We start from the raw sequence: 18,080 nt of genomic DNA, 5'->3' as shown, positions 1-18,080 counted from the left end.
CCCGCAAGCCGCCCTCAGGCGGCGCCGCGCGCTTCCTCGCCGCCGGCATTCACGAAGCTCTTCAGCTCGTCGAGTGAGCCGAAGGTGAAGCGGCCGCGCGGCGTATCCGCCTCGATCGAACCGTCGGAGAACATCACGTAGGTGTTGGCGCCCGACGCGTAGGAGCCGACCGCGTGCCGCTCCTCGGTGATGGCCTCTTTCGGCTCAGGCTCCTGAGACGCCGGCTCCTGCACCACCGGCGCGGGGGCCCCCGGCTCTTGCGAAGGCTCGGGCGAAGGCTCGAATTGTGCGGCCGGCGCGTCCGGCACCGGAGCAGGCGCCGGTTCGTCGAGGAAGGAGCGCAGGCCGATCGGTTCGGCGGCAGGCTGAACCTCGACGTGCGGCTCGACGACCGGGTCGGCGACCTTCACCGGTTCGGGTTCGAACGCGACGGGGACCGGTGCGGGGGTGCCGTCTTGTGCGGGTTCGGGGGCGCGGAACAACTCGTCGTCGCTCGCACGCGCCGGTGCGGCCTCCGGCAGCAGATCGGGCAGCAACGGCTCTGCCGCGCTCGGCTGCGGCGCGGCGGAGGGGGCCGGATCCTCGAAGACCGGCTCGGAACCCCGGCCGCCCGGCCGCAGCGCGCCGATCGACAGGCCGGCGAGACCGGCCGCGCCCGCACCGGCCGCAGCGAGGCCGCCGAAGGAGGGCCGCTCCGGCGGCGTGATCTCGGGCGCCGCGAAGGCCGGCGCCTCCGGCGTCGAAGCCTCCCAGGGCGCCGTCCCGACGGGAAGCGCGGCCTGAACGCTCGGCTGGGGCGATGCGGCGCGCAGGTCGGACATGACGTCCTGCAGCTTGAGCAGGCGGTGGACGATCACGGTCAGCCCGAGCAGGACCACGCCCGCCGAGGCCGCGGTCGAACCGCCGATCACCATCGCGAGCCCGCTCTCCAGGCGGACATAGGGAAAGCCCTGGACCACGGCGGCGATGCCACCGAGGATCATGACGGAACTGAGCGCGAGCAGCGCGACGACCATGGTACTCTCGACTGACTGTCGCGGGCGGCGTGGAGGGAACAGGATAACCCCCGGCCCGCGCATTGCAAAATCGCCCGGCCTCCTTGTCCTGGAAACCGGCCTTTTTGTCTCTCCTTGCACAGCTGGGCGCCTGCGCAAAACGGTGGATGCCGCGCTTTCACCGGTGACAGGCGCGTGGATACGGCCCCGGTGGCGTTGCCGAGCCCGACCCACCGACTTACCTACCCGCCCGTCACCTCGCCGGCGCGCACGGAAAACGGACCGCGCGCCCTGCCATCGCTTCCCGCGAGACCCGGACAACCCAGGAGACACGCATGACGTTCACCCTGCCCGAGCTGCCCTACGCCTACGACGCGCTGGGCCCTTACATGTCGAAGGAAACCCTCGAGTTCCACCACGACAAGCACCACAAGGCCTATGTCGACACCGGCAACAAGCTGCTGGAGGGCACCGACCTCGCGGGCAAGAGCGTCGAGGAGATCGTCAAGGCGAGCTACAACACCAACCAGGCGCTCTTCAACAACGCCGGTCAGCATTACAACCACCTCCACTTCTGGAACTGGATGAAGCCCAACGGCGGCGGCCAGCCCCCGGCCGAGCTGGCCAAGAAGATTGACGAGGATCTCGGCGGCTACGAGAAGTTCAAGGCTGACTTCATCCAGGCCGGAATCGGCCAGTTCGGCTCCGGTTGGGCCTGGCTCGCGGTCAAGGACGGCAAGCTCGCCATCCTGAAGACCCCGAACGGCGAGAACCCGCTCGTCCACGGCGCCACCCCGATCCTCGGCGTCGATGTGTGGGAGCACTCCTACTACATCGACTACCGCAACCGCCGTCCCGACTACCTCAAGGCGTTCATCGAGAACCTCGTGAACTGGGAGTACGTCGAGAAGCTGTACGGGGAAGCCAAGGCCTGATCCGGCCCGCCCCGCTCACGTGATGCAGCCGCCCCGTTTGCCGACGGGGCGGCTTTTTCGTGCAGGGCGTGACCCCACCGTCATTGTCGCGCCGTCAACAGCCGGCCTACTGCACGGCGAAGTTTTCGACGGGGCGATCCCACCCGCGTCCTCATCCTGAGGTGCTGAGCGGGATCGGCCGTCCGCACGGGATCGTCTGCCAAAAACATGATCCGCTCGATCCTCTCCGTCGGCGGCTGGACGCTGGTCTCGCGGGTCACGGGCTTTGCCCGCGACGTCGTCACCGCCGCCGTGATGGGCGCCGGGCCGCTGGCAGATGCCTTCGTCGTTGCCTTCCGCCTGCCGAACCACTTTCGCGCGATCTTCGGCGAGGGAGCGTTCAACACCGCCTTCGTGCCGGCCTACACCCATCTGGAGCAGGCGGGCGAGGCGGGCGCCGCCGCGCGGTTTGCCGACCGCGTCTTCACCCTGATGCTGATCGTGCAGGTGCTGCTGCTCGCGCTCGCGCTCCCGGCGATGCCCTGGATCGTGCGCGCGCTGGCGCCGGGCTTCTCCGAGGACGGGGAGCGGTTCGCGTTGGCCGTGAGCCTGACGCGGATCACCTTCCCCTACCTGCTGTTCATGACGCTGGTGACGCTGTTCTCCGGCATCCTCAACGCGCATCGCCGCTTTGCCGCCGCGGCCGGAGCGCCGGTTCTGCTCAACCTCGCGATGCTGACGGCCCTCGCGCTGGCCTTCCTGTTCCCGAACGCGGCCTATGCCGCCGCCTGGGGCGTCTCGGTCTCCGGCGTGCTGCAATTCGCGCTCGTGTGGTGGGATGCGCGGGCCCGCGCCTACGCCCCGCGGCTGACGAAGCCCACGTTGCGCGATCCCGACATGATCCGCTTCTTCAAGATCCTGGGCCCCGCCGTGATCGGTTCGGCCGGCTTCCAGATCGCGACCTTTGCCGACACGATCATCGCGAGCTTCCTGCCAACCGGCGCGGTCTCGGCGCTCTACTACGCCGACCGGATCTACCAATTGCCCTTCGGCGTCATCGCCATCGCCGCCGGCACTGTGCTGCTGCCTGAGATGAGCCGGCGCATCGCCGCGGGCGACGTGGCCGGGGCGCACGCGGCGCAGAACCGGGCCGCCGGCTTCTCGCTCGCGCTCTCGGCCCCGTTCACCATCGCCTTCCTGACCCTTCCGGGTCTGATCATGGCAGCCCTGTTTCAGCGCGGCGCCTTCACCGCGGAGGACGCCGCCCGTGCGGCTTCGGTGCTCGCGGCCTATGGGCTGGCCCTGCCGGCCGTGGTGCTGGTGCGCTCGGCGGTGGCGAGCTTCAACGCGCGGCAGGACACCACGACCCCGCTCTACGCCTCGCTGACGGCGCTCGCCGTCAATGTCGGGCTGAAGCTCGTGCTCACCGGCCCCTACGGCGTCGCCGGCCTCGCGCTCGCCACCGCCATCGGCCAGTGGATCAATCTGGCCCTGCTCTACGGGCTGGCTTTGCGTCGCGGCTGGACCGCGCCGGGGCGGGTGCTCGGCGTCACCGTCGCCGCGGTGATCGTGGCGAGCGCAGTGCTGGCGGCGCTCGCCGTCTACGGCCTGCCGTTTGCCGAACGGATCGTGCCCGCCCTGCCCCATTTGCGCGAGATCGCCGTGCTCGGGCTTCTCGGCATCGCCGGGGTGCTGACCTATGCCGGCACCCTGCTCGCGGTGATGGGCGCCTTCGGCGTGCGCCTGCGCCGCCGGTAGCCTTTCCGAACCGGGCGGGCGCCTCATCTTACCGTCGATGCCCCGTCCCGATCTCCTCGCCGGCAAGAGCCACGCCGTCTTCGACGCCTACGGCACCCTGTTCGACGTGCATGCGGCGGTGGCGCGCCATGCCGGCGAACTGGGGCCTCGGGCGCAGGCCTTGTCCGAAGTCTGGCGCACGAAGCAGCTCGAATATTCCTGGGTCCACGGCCTGATGGGCCGCTATGTCGGTTTCTGGGACCTGACCGAGCGTGCCCTCGATTTCGCCCTGGCCCTCCACCCCGAGATCGACCGGGCCTGCCGCGAAAAGCTCCTCGACGCCTATCGCGATCTCGATGCCTACGACGAGGTGCCCGGCCTGCTGGAGCGCCTGCGCGGGCGGGGCGTGAGGACCGCTCTGTTCTCCAACGGCAACGCCGCGATGCTGGAGCGGGCGGTGGCCTCGGCCGGTCTGGACGCGCGGCTCGACGCGGTGCTCTCGGTCGATGCCGTCAAGACCTTCAAGACGGCGCCCGAAGCCTACCGGATGGTCCTCGATCGGCTCCGCACCGCGCGGGAGAGCGTGCTGTTCTTCTCCTCGAACCGCTGGGACATCGCCGGGGCCACCGCCTTCGGCTTCGACGCGGTGTGGGTAAATCGCAAAGAGCTGCCCGACGAGTACCCGGACCAGCCGCCGTGCGCGGTCGTGAAAAGCCTCGAAGACGTGATCTGAACCGCCGGCAACGTCGCGTTCGCCAATCCTTAAGCTTGACCGGATTAACTCGGGCGCACGGCCTGTCGTTTTCTCGCCTGTCGTTTCCCTGCCCGCTCAGTCCGGTTGTCCAGAGGATCGGTTCTCGTGCCCGCTCTGTCGCTCTCCGTTCTCGCCCGCAAGGGCGTCTGCACGGCGCTTCTCGGCGCCGCCCTCCTCTCCGCCGCGCCGGCTCAAGCCCGCGACGGCCGCAACGGCGCCCTGATCGGTGGTGCCGCCGCCGGCGTCATCGGCGGGCTGGCCGTCGGCGCGCTCCTCAACGGTGCCGCGCCGCCGCCCCCGCCGCCTGCGCGCCGGGTCTATGTCGAGGAAGAGCCGATCTATGTCGCGCCGCCGCGCCGCGGCCCGATCTGCCACTACGAGCGCCGGAAGGTGTGGCTCGACGAGGTCGAGTTCACCTACCGCCGGGTCGAGGTCTGCGAATAGCTTTTCGCGGATTCTTCGCGCGTGACGAGGAGCGGCGTCCGCCTCAGGCGGGCGCCTTTTTTGTCAGGATCCAGTCCTCGACAACAATGGCGTCGAGGCCGGTGGTGTAGAACATCAGGATCGCGTCCTCCGCCGTGTGGAGGATCGGCTTTCCCATCACATTGAAGCTGGTGTTGAGCAGGATCGGCACGCCGGTGAGTTCGGCAAACGCCGCGATCAGCGCCGCGTAAGCCGGGTTGCGCTCGGCCGTGACACTCTGGAGCCGCCCGGTGCCGTCGGCATGGACCACGGCCGGCACGTGCTCGCGCGCAGCCTCGCGCCAGACGAGCGTCCGCTCCATGTAGGGGCTATCCGAATAATCCTCGAACCAGTCCGGCCCGGCCTCGGCCAGGATCGACGGCGCGAAGGGGCGGAACGCCTCGCGGTACTTCACCTTGGCGTTGAGCGATTCCTTAGCCTGGGCCGGGCGCGGGTCGGCGAGGATCGAGCGGTTGCCGAGCGCCCGCGGGCCGAATTCCGCCCGTCCCTGCACCCAGCCGACCAGGCCGCCCTCGGCCAGAATTTTCGCCGCCTCCCGCGTCACGCCCTCGTGGCCGAGGCGGCGGGCGCGAGGCTCCCACTCGCCCATCCGCTCCAGTGGCTCGGTCGAGACAAGCGAGCCGAGATAGGGCGTAAGCGGACGCGCCGCGCGCGGCGGTCCGCGCCAATCCGGATCGTCCTCGGCCAGCGCCAGCCACGCGGCGCCGATGGCGTTGCCGTCGTCGGCGGGCGCCGAGGGCACGTGCAGGCGCTCGAACCCGGAGCGCCCGAGCACACGCCCGTTGTACGATGAGTTGAGCCCGCAGCCCCCGGCGATGACGAGGTTTTCGCTCGGAGCCAGCCGCCACGCCTCGGCCACCAGCACGTCCATGAGTTCGGAAAAGATGTTTTGGCCGCAGCGGGCGAGATCGGCCCAGCCCTGCTCGCCGACATCCTTCGGCCGCCGGGCCAGGATCTCGGCGGCGACCGCCTGCACGGTGGCCTCGTCGGAAAACTTCAGGCGTCCGTCCTCGACCGTGTAGAGGCGGCGCAGGATCGCCATCAGCTCGGGGTCGGTCCGGCCATAGGGCGCGAGCCCCATGATCTTCCATTCCTCACCCTTGATCTGGTCGAAGCCGGCGAGGTCCGTGACCAGCCCGTAGAGGAAGCCGACCGAGCCGCGCCCGCGCTGGCGCCGTACCTCCTCGATCCGGCCGTCCTTGAGGCGGTAGATCGCCGCCGCGCCGGTCTCGCCCATGCCGTCGACGATGAGCGCGGTCGCCTCCTCGAACGGGCTGCCCCACAGGGCGTAGGCGGCGTGCGCCAGATGGTGGGCGTAGCGCCGCCGGCCGGCGATGGTCGCCCGCGGCTTGCCGCCGAGCCCGCGGGTCTCGTTGTCGAGCGCCAGCACCGTGCCGTTGCCGGCCCGCGCCTGCATGGCGTGGAGGTCGGCGATGAAGACCCGCTCGGCCCGCTCCGGCACGAAGGAGCGGTTGAGGGTGGAGGGGTGCGCGGCCAGAGCCGGCAGGTCGAAGGCGCCGGAGGCGGCCTGTCCCTTCAGGAAGTCGGAAAACTGCTCGCCCCAGGAGGTGGCGATGACGAGGTCCGTGCCCTCGGGGACGTGGCGCTTCAGCAGGCCCGCCATGCGGGTGCCGGGATCAGGCTCGCAATTCGGGGCGCGCTTGTATTGCAGGTAGCGCTCGGCGGCCTCGGCGAACAGCACGGTCCCGTCCGGCCCGACGAGGGCGAGCGCCGGATCGTGGAAGGTCGTGGCGAGGCCGAGATAGGTGCGCATCCTGCCGGGCTACACGCCGGCAGGCGGGGCGACAACCGCGTTGCGGTGCTCCGATGGCCGTGCGAGAGGGGCCGCCGATGACGGACGCCTTCCCCGCCTCGCCTCCCCTTGCCCTCGTGATCTTCGACTGCGACGGCGTGCTGATCGACAGCGAGCCGATCAGCCTCGCGACTCTGACCCGCGGCCTCAACGGGATCGGGCTCGCGATCGGCCTCGACAGCGTGCGCGAGCGCTTCGCCGGCACGTCCATGACCTCGATCATGGAGCGCGTCGCCCGCGAGGACGGGGTCGTCGCTCCGGATGGATTCGTCGAGCGGGTGAAGGCGGAGACGCTCGAAGCCTTCGAGGCGGAACTGACCGCCATGGCCGGCATCGCCGAGGCCCTGGGCTTGCTGCCCCTGCCCTTCTGCGTCGCCTCCAGCAGCGATCCGGTGCGGTTGCGCCGCTCGCTCTCGCTCACCGGGCTGCTGCCGCTGTTCGGCGAACACGTCTACTCCTCCGCACAAGTCGAGCGCGGAAAGCCGTTTCCCGACCTGTTCCTGTTCGCCGCCGAGCGGATGGGCGTGGCGCCGGAGACCTGCCTCGTGATCGAGGACAGCGTGCCGGGGGTGCAGGCGGCCCGCGCCGCGGGCATGCGGGTCGTCGGCTTCACCGGCGGCGGCCATTGGGGTCACGACCGGGACGGCCGCGATCTCCTGGCGGCCGGGGCCTCCACGGTCTTCGCCGCCCATGCGGAGCTCGGCCGCATCCTTGCCGCGGGCTGAGCGCGGCTTCCCCGGCTCGGAGTTCGCGATGGGCCGGCATAGGCCCTACACGCGTCGAATCGCGTCCTCGATCAGGCTGGCCTCGGCGTGCGCCGCAGCCCCCGGCGACCGCGCGCCGCATGACGGCCGCGCGCGGTCCGGCTCGCGTGTGCCTAAGCGCTTCTCGGGACAGCTAAGACGCGCCAACCAGGGCGCGAATCACGGCGCGATCTTTCCCTGTCAAGCTGAACTTCGAAAGAACATTCCGTTGACGGTTTGGCCTGGACCGCTCATCTTAAGGACGTGCGAAACACTTCGCACCGCGGTGATTTGTAGTGGCACGCTTGCGCCGCGTTATCAAACGCTAATGCATCACGACGCACTTGCGTCGTGGTCCTCGCGAGAGAGGAGGACTTGCCTTGGTCGGTCTCTTTATTTGGAAGACTTCGAAACAGCCCGACGCCTGGAAGGGCCGGTCGGAGGGATGTTGTCGGCGGACAGTCACATCCGTGGGCTAGAGCGTCGCGGCGAACGATGACCCCGGCTTCCGGGATCCGATGATGCCGCGATCCAGCGCCCACGACCGCCCTGCCGACAACCGGCCGACAATGGCCGCAGGAGTTCATCCCGTCATGACCCGTGTGCAGACCGCTTACCTCGACGACGACGCGCTCGACCTTTCCGGCGCCGACGCCGCCCCCGCCCGCGTGATCGAGATCGGCGAGATCACCGCCGGCATCGCCGTGCCCGAGCGCGGCGGCGTCCGTTTCTTCTCGTCCGAGCGCCGCTTCGACGGCCTCGACGGCACCCTGTTCCGCACCGTGGAGCAGGCCGCCCGCGCCGCGCGGGAGAAGGACCGCCAGCCGCGCTTGCGCGCGGTGTGAGGCGTCTCGCCACAGATCGGCTTCTCGAACAAGCCGGCGGCTCCCCCCGAGCCGCCGGCTTTCTTTTAGGCAAGTCGGCTAGGCAAGTCGGCGGCGCGGCTCGCGCTGGATCGCTTCGCATGCGCCTGCGATGACGGAGGTGCCGCAAGCCTCAGATCCTCGGCCGGAAGCCGCCTCACGCGACTTTTGCGTCCGCTTCGCCTTCGACCGGAGCGGCGTGCTTGTGCATCGTCCCAACGGCCGGGGAGCACCTTGTCCGTTAATGCGCTACTTGCACTCCTCGCGGGCGCGTTTGAGCGCCTCCGAAAAACCGCCCAACGCATAGTCGTCCTGGGTCGGCTTGCCGCGCTGTGAGGTGGTACGGACCGTCGCGGTCTGGGTCCGCCCCATCTCGGTGACGATGCGCGGCTCGTCCGCCTGGTTCTGGATCCAGGCGTTCTCGTCCTTCACAACGAGGCCGTAACGGGTGTTGCCCACCGTCAGGTAAGGGTCGCTGGGGGCAGCGGCCGCGCCGGGCTTGCCTTGCGCCGCCGCCGGCTTCGGCTTGAAGCCGAGCATCACCGCGATCTCACCCTGGGCGCCTCCTTTCGGGAAGGTCACGAACAGGTAGGCGGTGTCGCGCGCCAGCGTCTTGGGGCTGCGCGTCGTCGGTTGGGCGATGACGTAGCACAGCTTGTCACGGCCCTGTGCGCCGTTGGTGAAGACGTTCCAGTCTCCGAACACCGCAAGCGGCACCGCCTGCTGCATGCCGGGCGGCAGCGCCGAACTTTTCTGCTGGCGACGGCTCGACCGGGCGGGGATGATCTCCGCGCCCTGCACCCCCTGTTGCGCGAAGGCCCGCTCGGAGGGGACGGACAGGGCCGTGGCGGCCAGAACGAGGGCCGTGACGGAGCGGCCGGCGCGGGATGTCGGGCGAAGGAACGGGAGGCGGGGCCGCAGCATCTCAACTCGTATGTACGGACGGCGGGGACGATCCGGCCGTCTTCGTGCGCGTCAGGATGCCGACGCTGGGCGGAACAGGAAAGCCCCGCTTGTCCCGATCAACCGAAAACGGCAACAGGCCGCACCCCGCGCGGCCGCCTTCCCCCTCGAGTGGATGTCAGGCCGCCCGCATCTCGGCTGCGAGCGAAGCGGAGGCGAGGGCCGCCGCCGGCAGGTCGATCGAAGGATCGATCGCGGGGAGACGGATTTCGACGGCCGCCGGCGCCGAGACCGGATCGTCCGGCTTCGGCTGAGCGGGTTTGGCCGGATCGTTGTAGGGGGTGTTGTAGGCCTTGCGGATCGAGGTCCAGAAGGCGTCCCGCTCCGTGTCGGTCAGGCGCGCGAGGCGGGCGTCGATCACCGCCATGGCCTGCGCGGCCAGGGCCGGCGTTTCCTCGACGGTGATCCAACTCTCAACGTTCATCGACGGCACTCCGCGGGTTCGGACGGTCGGATAGCCAAGCTCGGTTATCTGAAACCTGAACGCCGCATTTTCCGTGCCCGTTCCCGCAGGGCTGCTTTTACTTCTCCACAGGTCCGAGCTTTCCCAGCCAAGCGGCCGCCTGCCGGCGCACGTTGTCCGGCGCGGTGCCGCCGTGGCTGGTGCGGCTCGCGACCGAGTTCTCGACGCCGAGCACCGCGAAGACGGCCTGCGTGATCCCCGGCTCGATCGCCTGCATGTCGGCGAGGGAGAGTTCCTCCAGCCCGATGCCGCGCGCGGAGGCCGCGGCGACGACGCGGCCGGTGACGTGGTGGGCCTGCCGGAACGGCATGTTCATCTCGCGCACCAGCCAGTCGGCGAGATCGGTGGCGGTGGCGTAGCCGGAGCCCGCCGCGCGCTTGAGCGTCTCGGCCACGGGTTCGAGGTCGCGCACCATGCCGGCCATGGCGGCGAGGCACAGGGAGAGCGATTGCAGGGCATCGAACGTGCCCTCCTTGTCCTCCTGCATGTCTTTTGAGTAGGCGAGCGGCAGGCCCTTCATCACGATGAGCAGGCCCGTGAGCGCCCCGATGATGCGGCCGGCCTTGGCCCGCACCAGTTCGGCGGCATCGGGGTTGCGCTTCTGCGGCATGATCGACGAGCCGGTGGTGAAACCGTCGGAGAGTTTCACGAAGCCGAACTGGGCCGAGGTCCACACCACCAGCTCCTCGGCGAAGCGCGAGAGGTGGACCGCGCAGATCGACGCGGCGGAGAGCGATTCCAGCGCAAAGTCGCGGTCGGCCACGGAATCGAGCGAGTTCGCCGTCGGCCGGTCGAAGCCGAGCGCCGCCGCCGTGGCGTGCCGGTCGATCGGGAAGGAGGTGCCGGCGAGCGCTGCGGCGCCGAGCGGGCACTCGTTGAGCCGCGCGCGGGCATCACGGAAGCGGCCGCGGTCGCGTGCCAGCATCTCGACATAGGCGAGGCAGTGGTGGCCGAAGGTGACGGGCTGGGCCGATTGCAGGTGGGTGAAGCCCGGCATCACCGTTCCGGCATGCTCCAGCGCGGTTTCGGCCAACGCCCGCTGCAGGTCGGCGACCTGAGCGTCGAGCGCATCGAGGGTGTCGCGCACCCACAGCCGCATGTCGGTGGCGACCTGATCATTGCGCGAGCGGGCCGTGTGGAGCCGCCCGGCGGCGGGGCCGACGATCTCGGTCAGGCGGCTCTCCACCGCCATGTGGATGTCTTCGAGTTCACGCCGGAAGACGAATTCGCCGCGCTCGATCTCCGCCTCGACGGACTTGAGCCCGGCTTCGATGGCTGCCACATCCTCGGCCGGCAGGATGCCTTGGCGCCCCAGCATCGCGACATGGGCCAGAGAGCCGCGAATGTCCTGGGGCGCGAGCCGCCTGTCGAACCCGATGGAGGCGTTGATCTCCTCCATGATCTCGGCCGGGCCGCTGGCGAAACGGCCGCCCCACATCCGGTTGCTCATGGCTGATCCCACCTTCCGCACGCGAAACGAGGCTCGGCCGTGAAGGCGACCCCGAACATTCCTACCGTCATCCTTGCCGGCGGCGCCCTTGCCGCCGTCCTCGTCGGCGGCCTCGCCCTATACGGGACGGGCTCGAACCTCGGCAACCTCGTGGCCACGGGTCCCTGCGCCGAGGCGGCGCCTGTGGCGGCGCGGCTGGCGCCGCTCGCCCGCGGCGAGGTCGCGGCCTTCGACGCTTCGGCCGCCCCGAAGCCGGCGCCGGCCGTCGTCTTCAAGGGGCCGGACGGGGCGCCGACCGACCTCGCTGCCTTGCGCGGGAAACTGCTGCTGGTGAACCTGTGGGCGACGTGGTGCGCCCCCTGCAAGGCCGAGATGCCGGCCCTCGACCGTCTCCAGGCCGAACTCGGCGGCGACGCCTTCCAGGTGGTGGCGATCAATGTCGAGACCCGCAACCTCGACAAGCCGCCGGCCTGGTTCAAGGCCAACGGTATCACCCACCTGACCTATTACGGCGATCCCGAGGGCAAGGTGCTGCCGGCGATCCAGTCCGCGGTCGGCTCGACGGGTCTGCCGACGACGATGCTAATCGATGCCAAGGGCTGCACGCTCGGCGTGATGAAGGGGCCGGCGGAATGGTCGAGAGAGGACGGCAAGCGGCTGATCCGGGCGGCGCTGGCACCCGCCGCGTGATCATTTTCGTGCCCGCCGGGTTGCGGCTCCGGTCTCTGGCGGGCATCCCGGCGGCATGAAGTCGCCGCCTCGCTCCGTTCGCGCCTTGCCGCGTCCCCTGCTTCGCCCGCTCTCGGCGACGCGCCGCTTCCTCACCAACGAGGCGGCCGGCGGCATCGTGCTCATGGCCGCCGCGGGCGCCGCGCTCGTGGTCGCCAACTCGCCCCTGGCGCAGACCTATCACGACGTCCTTCACATCTATCTCGGCCCCTTGAGCCTAATGCACTGGATCAACGACGGCCTGATGGTCGTGTTCTTCCTGCTCGTCGGCCTCGAGATCAAGCGCGAGGGTTTGGACGGGCGCCTGCGCACCTGGCCCGACCGGGTGCTGCCGGGCCTCGCCGCCGCTGCAGGCATGGCCGTGCCGGCGCTCGTCTACCTCGCCTTCAACGCCGGCCAGCCCAGCGCCCGGGGCTGGGCGATCCCCGCGGCCACCGACATCGCCTTCGCGCTCGGCGTCCTGGCGCTGCTGGGCTCGCGCGTGCCGATCTCGCTCAAGATCTTCCTGTCGGCGGTGGCCATCGTCGACGATCTCGGCGCCGTGGTCATCATTGCGCTGTTCTATACTGGGCAGCTCGACGCGACGATGCTGGCGGCCTCCGCCGGGATGCTGGCGGTGCTGTTCGCGCTCAACCGGCTCGGCGTGCGCGCGCTCCTGCCGTATCTGCTCGCGGGCCTCGTGCTCTGGGTCTTCGTGCTGCGCTCCGGCGTCCACGCCACGGTGGCCGGGGTGCTGCTCGCCCTGTTCGTGCCGATCCGCCCGAGCCCGGGCCGGCCGGAGGACACGACCTCGCCCCTGCACAGGCTGGAGCACGCCCTCGCCCCCTGGGTCGCCTTCCTGATCGTGCCGATCTTCGGCTTCGCCAATGCCGGGGTGACGCTGCTGGGCCTGCCGGCGCGGGCCTTGATCGAGCCCGTCACCCTCGGCGTCGCGCTCGGCCTGTTCCTCGGCAAGCAGATCGGCATCTTCGCGAGCGTGCGGCTCGCCGCCGCGCTGGGCCTCGTCACGCGCCCGGCGGGGGCAACCTGGGTTCAGGTCTACGGCGTCGCGCTCCTGTGCGGCATCGGCTTCACCATGAGCCTGTTCATCGGCGCGCTCGCCTTCACCGACGGACTGCACGAGACCGAGACCAAGCTCGGCGTGCTCGGCGGCTCGCTGCTCTCGGCGCTGTTCGGGGCCGTGCTGCTCGCCCGCGCGGCGCCGCGAGAGGCGACGCCGCGACAGGAGGCCGGAGCCGGGTCGGCCGGCTTGCCTTGAGCGGCGGCCTCGGCCTACTCAGGCCGGAAGCGTCGCGGTGGCGGGCCAGCCGCCTCCGCGCGAGGGCGAACATGCTGCGAACCGTCTCCCGTTTCCTCGGATTGCCGTTCCTCAGCCGGGCGCTCGGGCTCGTGGTGATGGCGGCCGGCTTCGTGCAGCTCTGCTACGATGGCGCCCGCTCCATCGCCAATAACGGCCTGCGGGTGACGAGCCTCGCCGAACTGATCCAGTCCCTGCCGCAGGAGCGGATGAGTGCTCTCGGCGCCACGATCCGGCAGGGGGCGCCCTGGGTGGAGACGGTGCTGCTGACGCCGCTCGGCCTCGTTCCGGCAGCCCTGTTCGGACTCGGCCTTGGGGCGGTGCTGGTCTGGCTCGGCCAGCCGCCGCGGGAGCCGATCGGGTTTTTGACGCGGCCTTGAACGCGCTTCGGCGAGGGCGTCCTCAGATCCCCCAATACGGCGCCGCGTTGTAGTAGCGGTGGACGTGCTCCTCCCAGGCGCGCTCGTCCTCCGGGTCGCCGCCCTCCGGCGAGCGCGCGGGCGCGTCGCGCAACTGCTCTTCGGTGATGTCGACGACGTAGGCGTCGAGCCCGGTATCGTAGCGCAGGACCGCCCAGGGCAGCGTGTAATATTCCTCGCCCATGCCGAGGAATCCGCCGAAGCTCATCACCGCGTAGGCGACGCGGCCCGAGCGCTTGTCGAGCATCAGCCGCTCGATGCGGCCGACTTTGCTCCCGTCCACCCGGCGCACCTCGGTGCCGATGACGCGGTCGCTGGCGATCAGACTGTGGGTCAGCGCAGGAGGGGCCGCATCGGCCGCTCGATCGGAAAGAACCGGATCCATGGCGATCACCCTGCAACGTTGTTACAGCTTGCCTTAAAAAACGCCCATGCGGCCGGGCACGTTCCGGCCGTTCCCGTCCCTGCCCCATCATTCCAGACGAGCCGACGCGCATGCCGCTGACCCGCCTGACACTCCCTGCCCTCGCTCTCGCCCTGCCGGCGCTGCTGGGGCCGGCCGCGGCGCAGGACCGCGGCAGCGTGAACCCGAAACCTCTGCCGCCGCTGGCCAATCCCGACGATCCGTCGACGCCGGCCAAGGCACTGTTCGGCCGCATGACGGGGCCGGCCGCCGGCCCGGCCCGCTCCTTCGGCTCCTACGCCAAAGGCTGCTTCTCCGGCGGCGAGGCGCTGGCCATGGACGGCGCAAACTGGCAGGTGATGCGGCCCTCGCGCAACCGGATGTGGGGCACGCCTCATCTCGTGGATTTCATCGAGCGGCTCGCCGCCCGCGCGCCGCAGGCCGGCTGGCCGGGGCTCCTCGTCGGCGACATGTCGCAGCCCCGCGGCGGGCCGATGCTCACCGGCCACGCCTCGCACCAGCTCGGCCTCGACGTGGACGTCTGGCTGACCCCGATGCCGGATCACCGCATGAGCCGGGCCGAGCGCGAGGAGACCTCGGCCACGAACGTCGTGCGCTCCGACCGGCTCGACATCGACCCGGACGTCTGGACGCGCCAGCACACGGCGTTGATCCGCCTGACGGCCAAGCAGCCGGAGGTGGCGCGCATCTTCGTCAACGCGGCGATCAAGAAGGCCTTGTGCCGCGAGGCGGGCGGAGATCGCGGTTGGCTCACGAAGGTGCGCCCGATGTACGGGCACAACTACCACTACCATATCCGCCTCGCCTGCCCCGGCGGCGAAGCTTCTTGCGACGACCAGGCTCCCCCGCCCCCCGGCGACGGCTGCGGCGCCGAGCTCGATTACTGGTTCAGCCCGGCCGTGTTGAATCCGCCCAAGCCCAAGACGCCGCCGAAGCCCCGCCCGCCGATGACGCTGGCCGGCCTGCCGGACGCCTGCCGCGCGGTGCTGCACGCGCGGTAGCCGTCGCTCACTTCTCGTGGTGTCCGGCCGAGAGCCGGTCGGTCAGCGCCATCAGCAGGCCGGACACCACGAAGACCATGTGGATGCCCACCAGCCAGGCGAGGTCGCGGTCGCTGTAGTTCTTCACGTCAAGGAACGACTTCAGGAGCTGGATCGCCGAGATCGCGACGATGGAGGAGATCAGCTTCAGCTTGAGCCCGCTGAAGTCGATCGTGCCCATCCAGGTGGGCCAGTCCTTGTGGTCGGTGTGATCGAACTTCGAGACGAAATTCTCGTAGCCCGAGAAGATCACTATGATCAGCAGCGACGCGGTGAAGGTCAGGTCGACGAGCGCCAGCACGCCGAGGATAGTCTGCGATTCGGTCGATTCGAGCGTGTGCGAGACGACGTGGCCGAGCTCCATCAGCACCCGGACCAGCAGGACGAGGAGGGTGACCGTCAGCGCCGCGTAGAACGGGGCCAGCAGCCACCGGCAGGCGAAAAGGAAGCGTTCGAAGCCACGTTCCAGCATGTCTCTCAACCCCGGCCATCTGCCCGGCCATCCGAAGCGGCCGGGATTTGGCACGGGGACTCCGGCCCCGCAAGACGGTCAAGCTTGGGGTCGCCTTGCAGGATCCGGGTGGGGCATTATTCCGCCGCCACGCCGACGCCCACGGGGCAGGACACGCCGGTTCCGCCGAGCCCGCAATAGCCGCCGGGATTCTTGGCGAGGTATTGCTGGTGGTACTCTTCCGCGAAGAAGAAGGTCTCGAGCGGCACGATCTCCGTCGTGATCGGGCCGTAGCCGCGCGCGTCGAGCGCCCGCGCATAGGCGTCGCGGACCGTGCGGGCTGTCGCAGCCTGGGCTTCGTTCCGCGTGTAGATCCCGGAGCGATACTGCGTGCCGACATCGTTGCCCTGGCGGTAGCCCTGGGTCGGGTCGTGGCTCTCGAAGAAGGTCTTGAGCACGGCCTCCAGCGGCAGCACGGCCGGATCGAAGGCCACGAGCACGACCTCGTTGTGCCCGGTGAGACCGGTACAGACCTCCTCGTAGGTCGGGTTCGGCGTGGTGCCGCCGGCATAGCCGACCGCGGTGACGTGGACCCCTTGCGGCAATTGCCAGAATTTGCGCTCGGCGCCCCAGAAGCAGCCGAGCCCGAGCACGATCGTCTCGATGCCCTCGGGATAAGGCCCCTTGAGAGGGTTGCCGTTGACGAAGTGGCGCTCGGCGGTGGGCAGGGGATGCGGCCGGCCGGGGAGCGCTTCGGACGGCGCCGGCATCTCGGGGCGCTTGCGGAACAGGAGCATCGCTATTGTCCTTCGATGATCGCCAAGCCCGGTGAGCGGCCAAGGAAACAGCGGAGGCCGAGCTCGGTTTCGCTTGATATGGTCATCGCCGTCTGATTTGGCGAACACGGCAGGCACGACCTTCGGCAATGCGCCGCGATCGGATTGGGGCATCGGGAGCGGATGGAGCCTGGCGACGATTGGCGGTTGACCGAGCGGATCCGGGCCAGCGCTCGCTCCGGCAAGGGCGATCCGTTCGCGGCGGCCGTGCGGGCCACGCGGATGGCGATGATCATCACCGACCCGTGCCAGATCGACAATCCGATCATCTACGCCAACGACGCGTTCCTGCGGCTGACCGGCTACACCCGGCTGGAGGTCATGGGGCGCAATTGCCGCTTCCTACAGGGGCCGGGCACCGATCTCGCCACGGTGGCACGGTTGCGCGCGGCGATCCGGTCCGAGCAGGACGTGAGTGCCGAGGTCCTGAACTACCGCAAGGACGGCTCGACCTTCCACAATGCGCTGTACATCAGCCCCGTCCACGACGAGGACGGCACGCTGCTGTTCTTCTTCGCCTCGCAGCTCGACGTGAGCGAGCGCCACGCGCTCGCCGAAGAGCGCGACCGCACGCGGGCCGCCCTTGACGCCAACGCCCTGCTGCTGCGCGAGATCGGTCACCGCGCCCGCAACGATCTCCAGATGATCTCGGCGATGCTGTCGCTTCAAAGCCGGAACAGCGCCGATCCGGCGGTTCGCGCGGCGCTCGACGAGGCGATCGGGCGCGTCGATGCCTTCGGAGCGCTCTATCGCCAACCCGTGCCGGAGGATGAACATGCGGGCCACGATCTCGCCGACCTCGTCCGTGAGATCGCCGAGACGCTGGTGGAGGCATCGGGCCGGAGCGATCTCGCGATCGCGTTCGATCTGGCCCCCGTCCGTATCCGGCCGAAGGCGGCGGGACCGCTGGCACTGGTCGTCAACGAGGTCGTCTCCAACGCCATCCGGCACGCCGTCCCGTCACGGGCCGGTCGGCTCGTCCTGCGCGTCGTCCGCGACGGAGAGGATCTGGTCGTGACGGTGGAAGCTGACGGAATCGGCGTCACCACCGTCGGCAACGGGAGCTTCGAGTCGACCCTGATCGATGCCCTCATCCGGCAGATCGGGGGTACGAACCACGTCCGATCCCGGCAGCCGGCGGGCACCACCGTCGAGCTCCGCTTCCCGGCCGGGCACATCGAGGTCTGAACCCCCATCCTGTCAGCCGAACCTCAGTGTCGGTCGTCGGGCGCTGGCGGCAGGGGCATCACGTCGATGCCCTCGTCGAGGAGCGCCCGCGCCTCCTTCGGGCTCGCCTCGCCGTAGATCGGGCGCCCCTCCGCGTCGCCGTAATGAATGGCCCGTGCCTCGTCGGCGAAGCGGTCGCCGACATGCTCCGCGCTCGCGACGACCTGCTCGCGCACGGCCCGCAGCAGGGCGCGCAACTGCCGCTCCGGCTCGGTCGCAAGGATCGGCATCGGCGCCTCGGCCGGCGCCGGGGGCACGCCGGAACCTGACGGGACGGGAAGCTGCGGCGCGGGCGTCTCGGGCCGGCCGCGATCCGTCCGCGCCACGGCCGGCGCCATCGGCGCCTTGGCGACCTTGGGGGAGTCGCAGAACGGACAGGTGACCAGGCCGCGGGCCGACTGCTCGTCGTAGGCCGCGTTGGACGGAAACCAGCTCTCGAACGCGTGGCCCGAGTCGCAGGCGAGGGTGAAGCGGATCAT

The 18,080-nt window shown here is 69.9% G+C and carries 20 protein-coding genes; 11 read left to right on the top strand and 9 right to left on the bottom strand.

Annotation, left to right across the window (positions count from 1 at the left end):
• Window positions 1-14 precede the first annotated feature (14 nt).
• Window positions 15-1,016 (bottom strand): hypothetical protein, encoded by a 1,002-nt coding sequence (locus tag MFF24_RS12445; protein ID WP_238224710.1) that lies wholly within the window; start codon window positions 1,014-1,016, stop codon window positions 15-17.
• Window positions 1,017-1,330: 314 nt separating this feature from the next.
• On the opposite strand from MFF24_RS12445, the gene MFF24_RS12440 reads away from it, so the two are divergent.
• From MFF24_RS12440 to MFF24_RS12425, 4 genes are all read left to right on the top strand, one after another.
• Entirely contained in the window at window positions 1,331-1,930 is a 600-nt protein-coding gene (locus MFF24_RS12440; protein ID WP_108941123.1) for a superoxide dismutase, read from the top strand.
• Window positions 1,931-2,137: 207 nt separating this feature from the next.
• Entirely contained in the window at window positions 2,138-3,667 is a 1,530-nt protein-coding gene (murJ, locus tag MFF24_RS12435) for a murein biosynthesis integral membrane protein MurJ (RefSeq protein ID WP_238224709.1), read from the top strand.
• A gap of 37 nt (window positions 3,668-3,704) precedes the next feature.
• A complete protein-coding gene (locus MFF24_RS12430) occupies window positions 3,705-4,379 on the top strand; it encodes a haloacid dehalogenase type II (RefSeq protein WP_238224708.1) in 675 nt (224 codons plus the stop codon).
• Window positions 4,380-4,505: 126 nt separating this feature from the next.
• Complete coding sequence (locus tag MFF24_RS12425) at window positions 4,506-4,844, top strand: hypothetical protein (RefSeq protein WP_238224707.1); 339 nt, start codon at window positions 4,506-4,508, stop codon at window positions 4,842-4,844.
• 43 nt (window positions 4,845-4,887) lie between these two features.
• Here MFF24_RS12425 and MFF24_RS12420 read toward each other — a convergent pair whose 3' ends face one another.
• Window positions 4,888-6,657 carry a carbamoyltransferase family protein gene (locus tag MFF24_RS12420; protein WP_238224705.1) on the bottom strand — a complete coding sequence of 590 codons (1,770 nt, stop codon included), beginning with the start codon at window positions 6,655-6,657 and terminating at the stop codon, window positions 4,888-4,890.
• A gap of 77 nt (window positions 6,658-6,734) precedes the next feature.
• Between MFF24_RS12420 and MFF24_RS12415 the strand changes: the two genes are divergently transcribed.
• The gene (locus MFF24_RS12415) at window positions 6,735-7,421 is read left to right on the top strand and encodes an HAD family hydrolase (protein ID WP_238224703.1); all 687 of its coding nucleotides are present in this window, start codon (window positions 6,735-6,737) and stop codon (window positions 7,419-7,421) included.
• Between the two features lie 611 nt (window positions 7,422-8,032).
• Window positions 8,033-8,284, top strand: a complete 252-nt coding sequence (locus tag MFF24_RS12410; protein WP_133091542.1) for a hypothetical protein — start codon at window positions 8,033-8,035, stop codon at window positions 8,282-8,284.
• Between the two features lie 267 nt (window positions 8,285-8,551).
• Here MFF24_RS12410 and MFF24_RS12405 read toward each other — a convergent pair whose 3' ends face one another.
• From MFF24_RS12405 to argH, 3 genes are all read right to left on the bottom strand, one after another.
• A complete protein-coding gene (locus MFF24_RS12405) occupies window positions 8,552-9,226 on the bottom strand; it encodes an invasion associated locus B family protein (protein ID WP_166059999.1) in 675 nt (224 codons plus the stop codon).
• A 157-nt stretch (window positions 9,227-9,383) separates the two neighbouring features.
• Window positions 9,384-9,689 carry a hypothetical protein gene (locus MFF24_RS12400; protein WP_238224702.1) on the bottom strand — a complete coding sequence of 102 codons (306 nt, stop codon included), beginning with the start codon at window positions 9,687-9,689 and terminating at the stop codon, window positions 9,384-9,386.
• Window positions 9,690-9,786: 97 nt separating this feature from the next.
• On the bottom strand, window positions 9,787-11,178 hold the full coding sequence (gene argH / locus MFF24_RS12395) for an argininosuccinate lyase (protein ID WP_238224701.1): 1,392 nt from the start codon (window positions 11,176-11,178) through the stop codon (window positions 9,787-9,789).
• A 39-nt stretch (window positions 11,179-11,217) separates the two neighbouring features.
• Between argH and tlpA the strand changes: the two genes are divergently transcribed.
• The 3 genes from tlpA (at window position 11,218) to MFF24_RS12380 (ending at window position 13,584) form a co-directional block, all read left to right on the top strand.
• Complete coding sequence (tlpA, locus tag MFF24_RS12390; protein WP_238224700.1) at window positions 11,218-11,868, top strand: thiol:disulfide interchange protein TlpA; 651 nt, start codon at window positions 11,218-11,220, stop codon at window positions 11,866-11,868.
• Window positions 11,869-11,923: 55 nt separating this feature from the next.
• On the top strand, window positions 11,924-13,165 hold the full coding sequence (nhaA, locus tag MFF24_RS12385) for a Na+/H+ antiporter NhaA (RefSeq protein WP_133091546.1): 1,242 nt from the start codon (window positions 11,924-11,926) through the stop codon (window positions 13,163-13,165).
• A 71-nt stretch (window positions 13,166-13,236) separates the two neighbouring features.
• The gene (locus tag MFF24_RS12380) at window positions 13,237-13,584 is read left to right on the top strand and encodes a PetM family of cytochrome b6f complex subunit 7 (protein ID WP_133091547.1); all 348 of its coding nucleotides are present in this window, start codon (window positions 13,237-13,239) and stop codon (window positions 13,582-13,584) included.
• A gap of 22 nt (window positions 13,585-13,606) precedes the next feature.
• On the opposite strand, the gene MFF24_RS12375 is transcribed toward MFF24_RS12380, so the two are convergent.
• A complete protein-coding gene (locus MFF24_RS12375; protein WP_108941111.1) occupies window positions 13,607-14,008 on the bottom strand; it encodes a PRC-barrel domain-containing protein in 402 nt (133 codons plus the stop codon).
• Between the two features lie 110 nt (window positions 14,009-14,118).
• On the opposite strand from MFF24_RS12375, the gene mepA reads away from it, so the two are divergent.
• Window positions 14,119-15,048 (top strand): penicillin-insensitive murein endopeptidase, encoded by a 930-nt coding sequence (gene mepA, locus MFF24_RS12370; RefSeq protein ID WP_238224699.1) that lies wholly within the window; start codon window positions 14,119-14,121, stop codon window positions 15,046-15,048.
• 7 nt (window positions 15,049-15,055) lie between these two features.
• Here mepA and MFF24_RS12365 read toward each other — a convergent pair whose 3' ends face one another.
• Together MFF24_RS12365 and msrA are read right to left on the bottom strand one after the other, a co-directional pair.
• Window positions 15,056-15,559: a TIGR00645 family protein gene (locus MFF24_RS12365; RefSeq protein ID WP_108941109.1), complete on the bottom strand. Its 504-nt coding sequence runs from the start codon at window positions 15,557-15,559 to the stop codon at window positions 15,056-15,058.
• Window positions 15,560-15,675: 116 nt separating this feature from the next.
• Window positions 15,676-16,335, bottom strand: coding sequence for a peptide-methionine (S)-S-oxide reductase MsrA (gene msrA / locus MFF24_RS12360; protein ID WP_166059994.1), 660 nt, complete (start codon window positions 16,333-16,335; stop codon window positions 15,676-15,678).
• A 186-nt stretch (window positions 16,336-16,521) separates the two neighbouring features.
• Here msrA and MFF24_RS12355 point away from each other — a divergent pair, with 186 nt between their 5' ends.
• Window positions 16,522-17,562, top strand: a complete 1,041-nt coding sequence (locus MFF24_RS12355) for a PAS domain-containing protein (protein WP_238224698.1) — start codon at window positions 16,522-16,524, stop codon at window positions 17,560-17,562.
• Between the two features lie 23 nt (window positions 17,563-17,585).
• Here the strand turns inward: MFF24_RS12355 and MFF24_RS12350 are convergent, their stop codons facing one another.
• Entirely contained in the window at window positions 17,586-18,080 is a 495-nt protein-coding gene (locus MFF24_RS12350; protein WP_133090864.1) for a DUF1178 family protein, read from the bottom strand.

Origin of the sequence: Methylorubrum aminovorans (assembly GCF_022179725.1) — a bacterium.
GTDB classification, from domain to species: domain Bacteria; phylum Pseudomonadota; class Alphaproteobacteria; order Rhizobiales; family Beijerinckiaceae; genus Methylobacterium; species Methylobacterium aminovorans.
Note: the sequence above shows the minus strand (reverse complement) of the source record. Positions and strands in the feature narration are given on the sequence as shown.

Excerpts from the sequence above, each read along its gene's own strand:
- MFF24_RS12445 (WP_238224710.1), bottom strand. The coding sequence starts at position 1,016 with ATGGTCGTCGCGCTGCTCGCGCTCAGTTCCGTCATGATCCTCGGTGGC.
- MFF24_RS12440 (WP_108941123.1), top strand. The coding sequence starts at position 1,331 with ATGACGTTCACCCTGCCCGAGCTGCCCTACGCCTACGACGCGCTGGGC.
- murJ (WP_238224709.1), top strand. The coding sequence starts at position 2,138 with ATGATCCGCTCGATCCTCTCCGTCGGCGGCTGGACGCTGGTCTCGCGG.
- MFF24_RS12430 (WP_238224708.1), top strand. The coding sequence starts at position 3,705 with ATGCCCCGTCCCGATCTCCTCGCCGGCAAGAGCCACGCCGTCTTCGAC.
- MFF24_RS12420 (WP_238224705.1), bottom strand. The coding sequence starts at position 6,657 with ATGCGCACCTATCTCGGCCTCGCCACGACCTTCCACGATCCGGCGCTC.
- MFF24_RS12415 (WP_238224703.1), top strand. The coding sequence starts at position 6,735 with ATGACGGACGCCTTCCCCGCCTCGCCTCCCCTTGCCCTCGTGATCTTC.
- MFF24_RS12410 (WP_133091542.1), top strand. The coding sequence starts at position 8,033 with ATGACCCGTGTGCAGACCGCTTACCTCGACGACGACGCGCTCGACCTT.
- MFF24_RS12405 (WP_166059999.1), bottom strand. The coding sequence starts at position 9,226 with ATGCTGCGGCCCCGCCTCCCGTTCCTTCGCCCGACATCCCGCGCCGGC.
- MFF24_RS12400 (WP_238224702.1), bottom strand. The coding sequence starts at position 9,689 with ATGAACGTTGAGAGTTGGATCACCGTCGAGGAAACGCCGGCCCTGGCC.
- argH (WP_238224701.1), bottom strand. The coding sequence starts at position 11,178 with ATGAGCAACCGGATGTGGGGCGGCCGTTTCGCCAGCGGCCCGGCCGAG.
- nhaA (WP_133091546.1), top strand. The coding sequence starts at position 11,924 with ATGAAGTCGCCGCCTCGCTCCGTTCGCGCCTTGCCGCGTCCCCTGCTT.
- MFF24_RS12380 (WP_133091547.1), top strand. The coding sequence starts at position 13,237 with ATGCTGCGAACCGTCTCCCGTTTCCTCGGATTGCCGTTCCTCAGCCGG.
- MFF24_RS12375 (WP_108941111.1), bottom strand. The coding sequence starts at position 14,008 with ATGGATCCGGTTCTTTCCGATCGAGCGGCCGATGCGGCCCCTCCTGCG.
- mepA (WP_238224699.1), top strand. The coding sequence starts at position 14,119 with ATGCCGCTGACCCGCCTGACACTCCCTGCCCTCGCTCTCGCCCTGCCG.
- MFF24_RS12365 (WP_108941109.1), bottom strand. The coding sequence starts at position 15,559 with ATGCTGGAACGTGGCTTCGAACGCTTCCTTTTCGCCTGCCGGTGGCTG.
- msrA (WP_166059994.1), bottom strand. The coding sequence starts at position 16,335 with ATGCTCCTGTTCCGCAAGCGCCCCGAGATGCCGGCGCCGTCCGAAGCG.
- MFF24_RS12350 (WP_133090864.1), bottom strand. The coding sequence starts at position 18,080 with ATGATCCGCTTCACCCTCGCCTGCGACTCGGGCCACGCGTTCGAGAGC.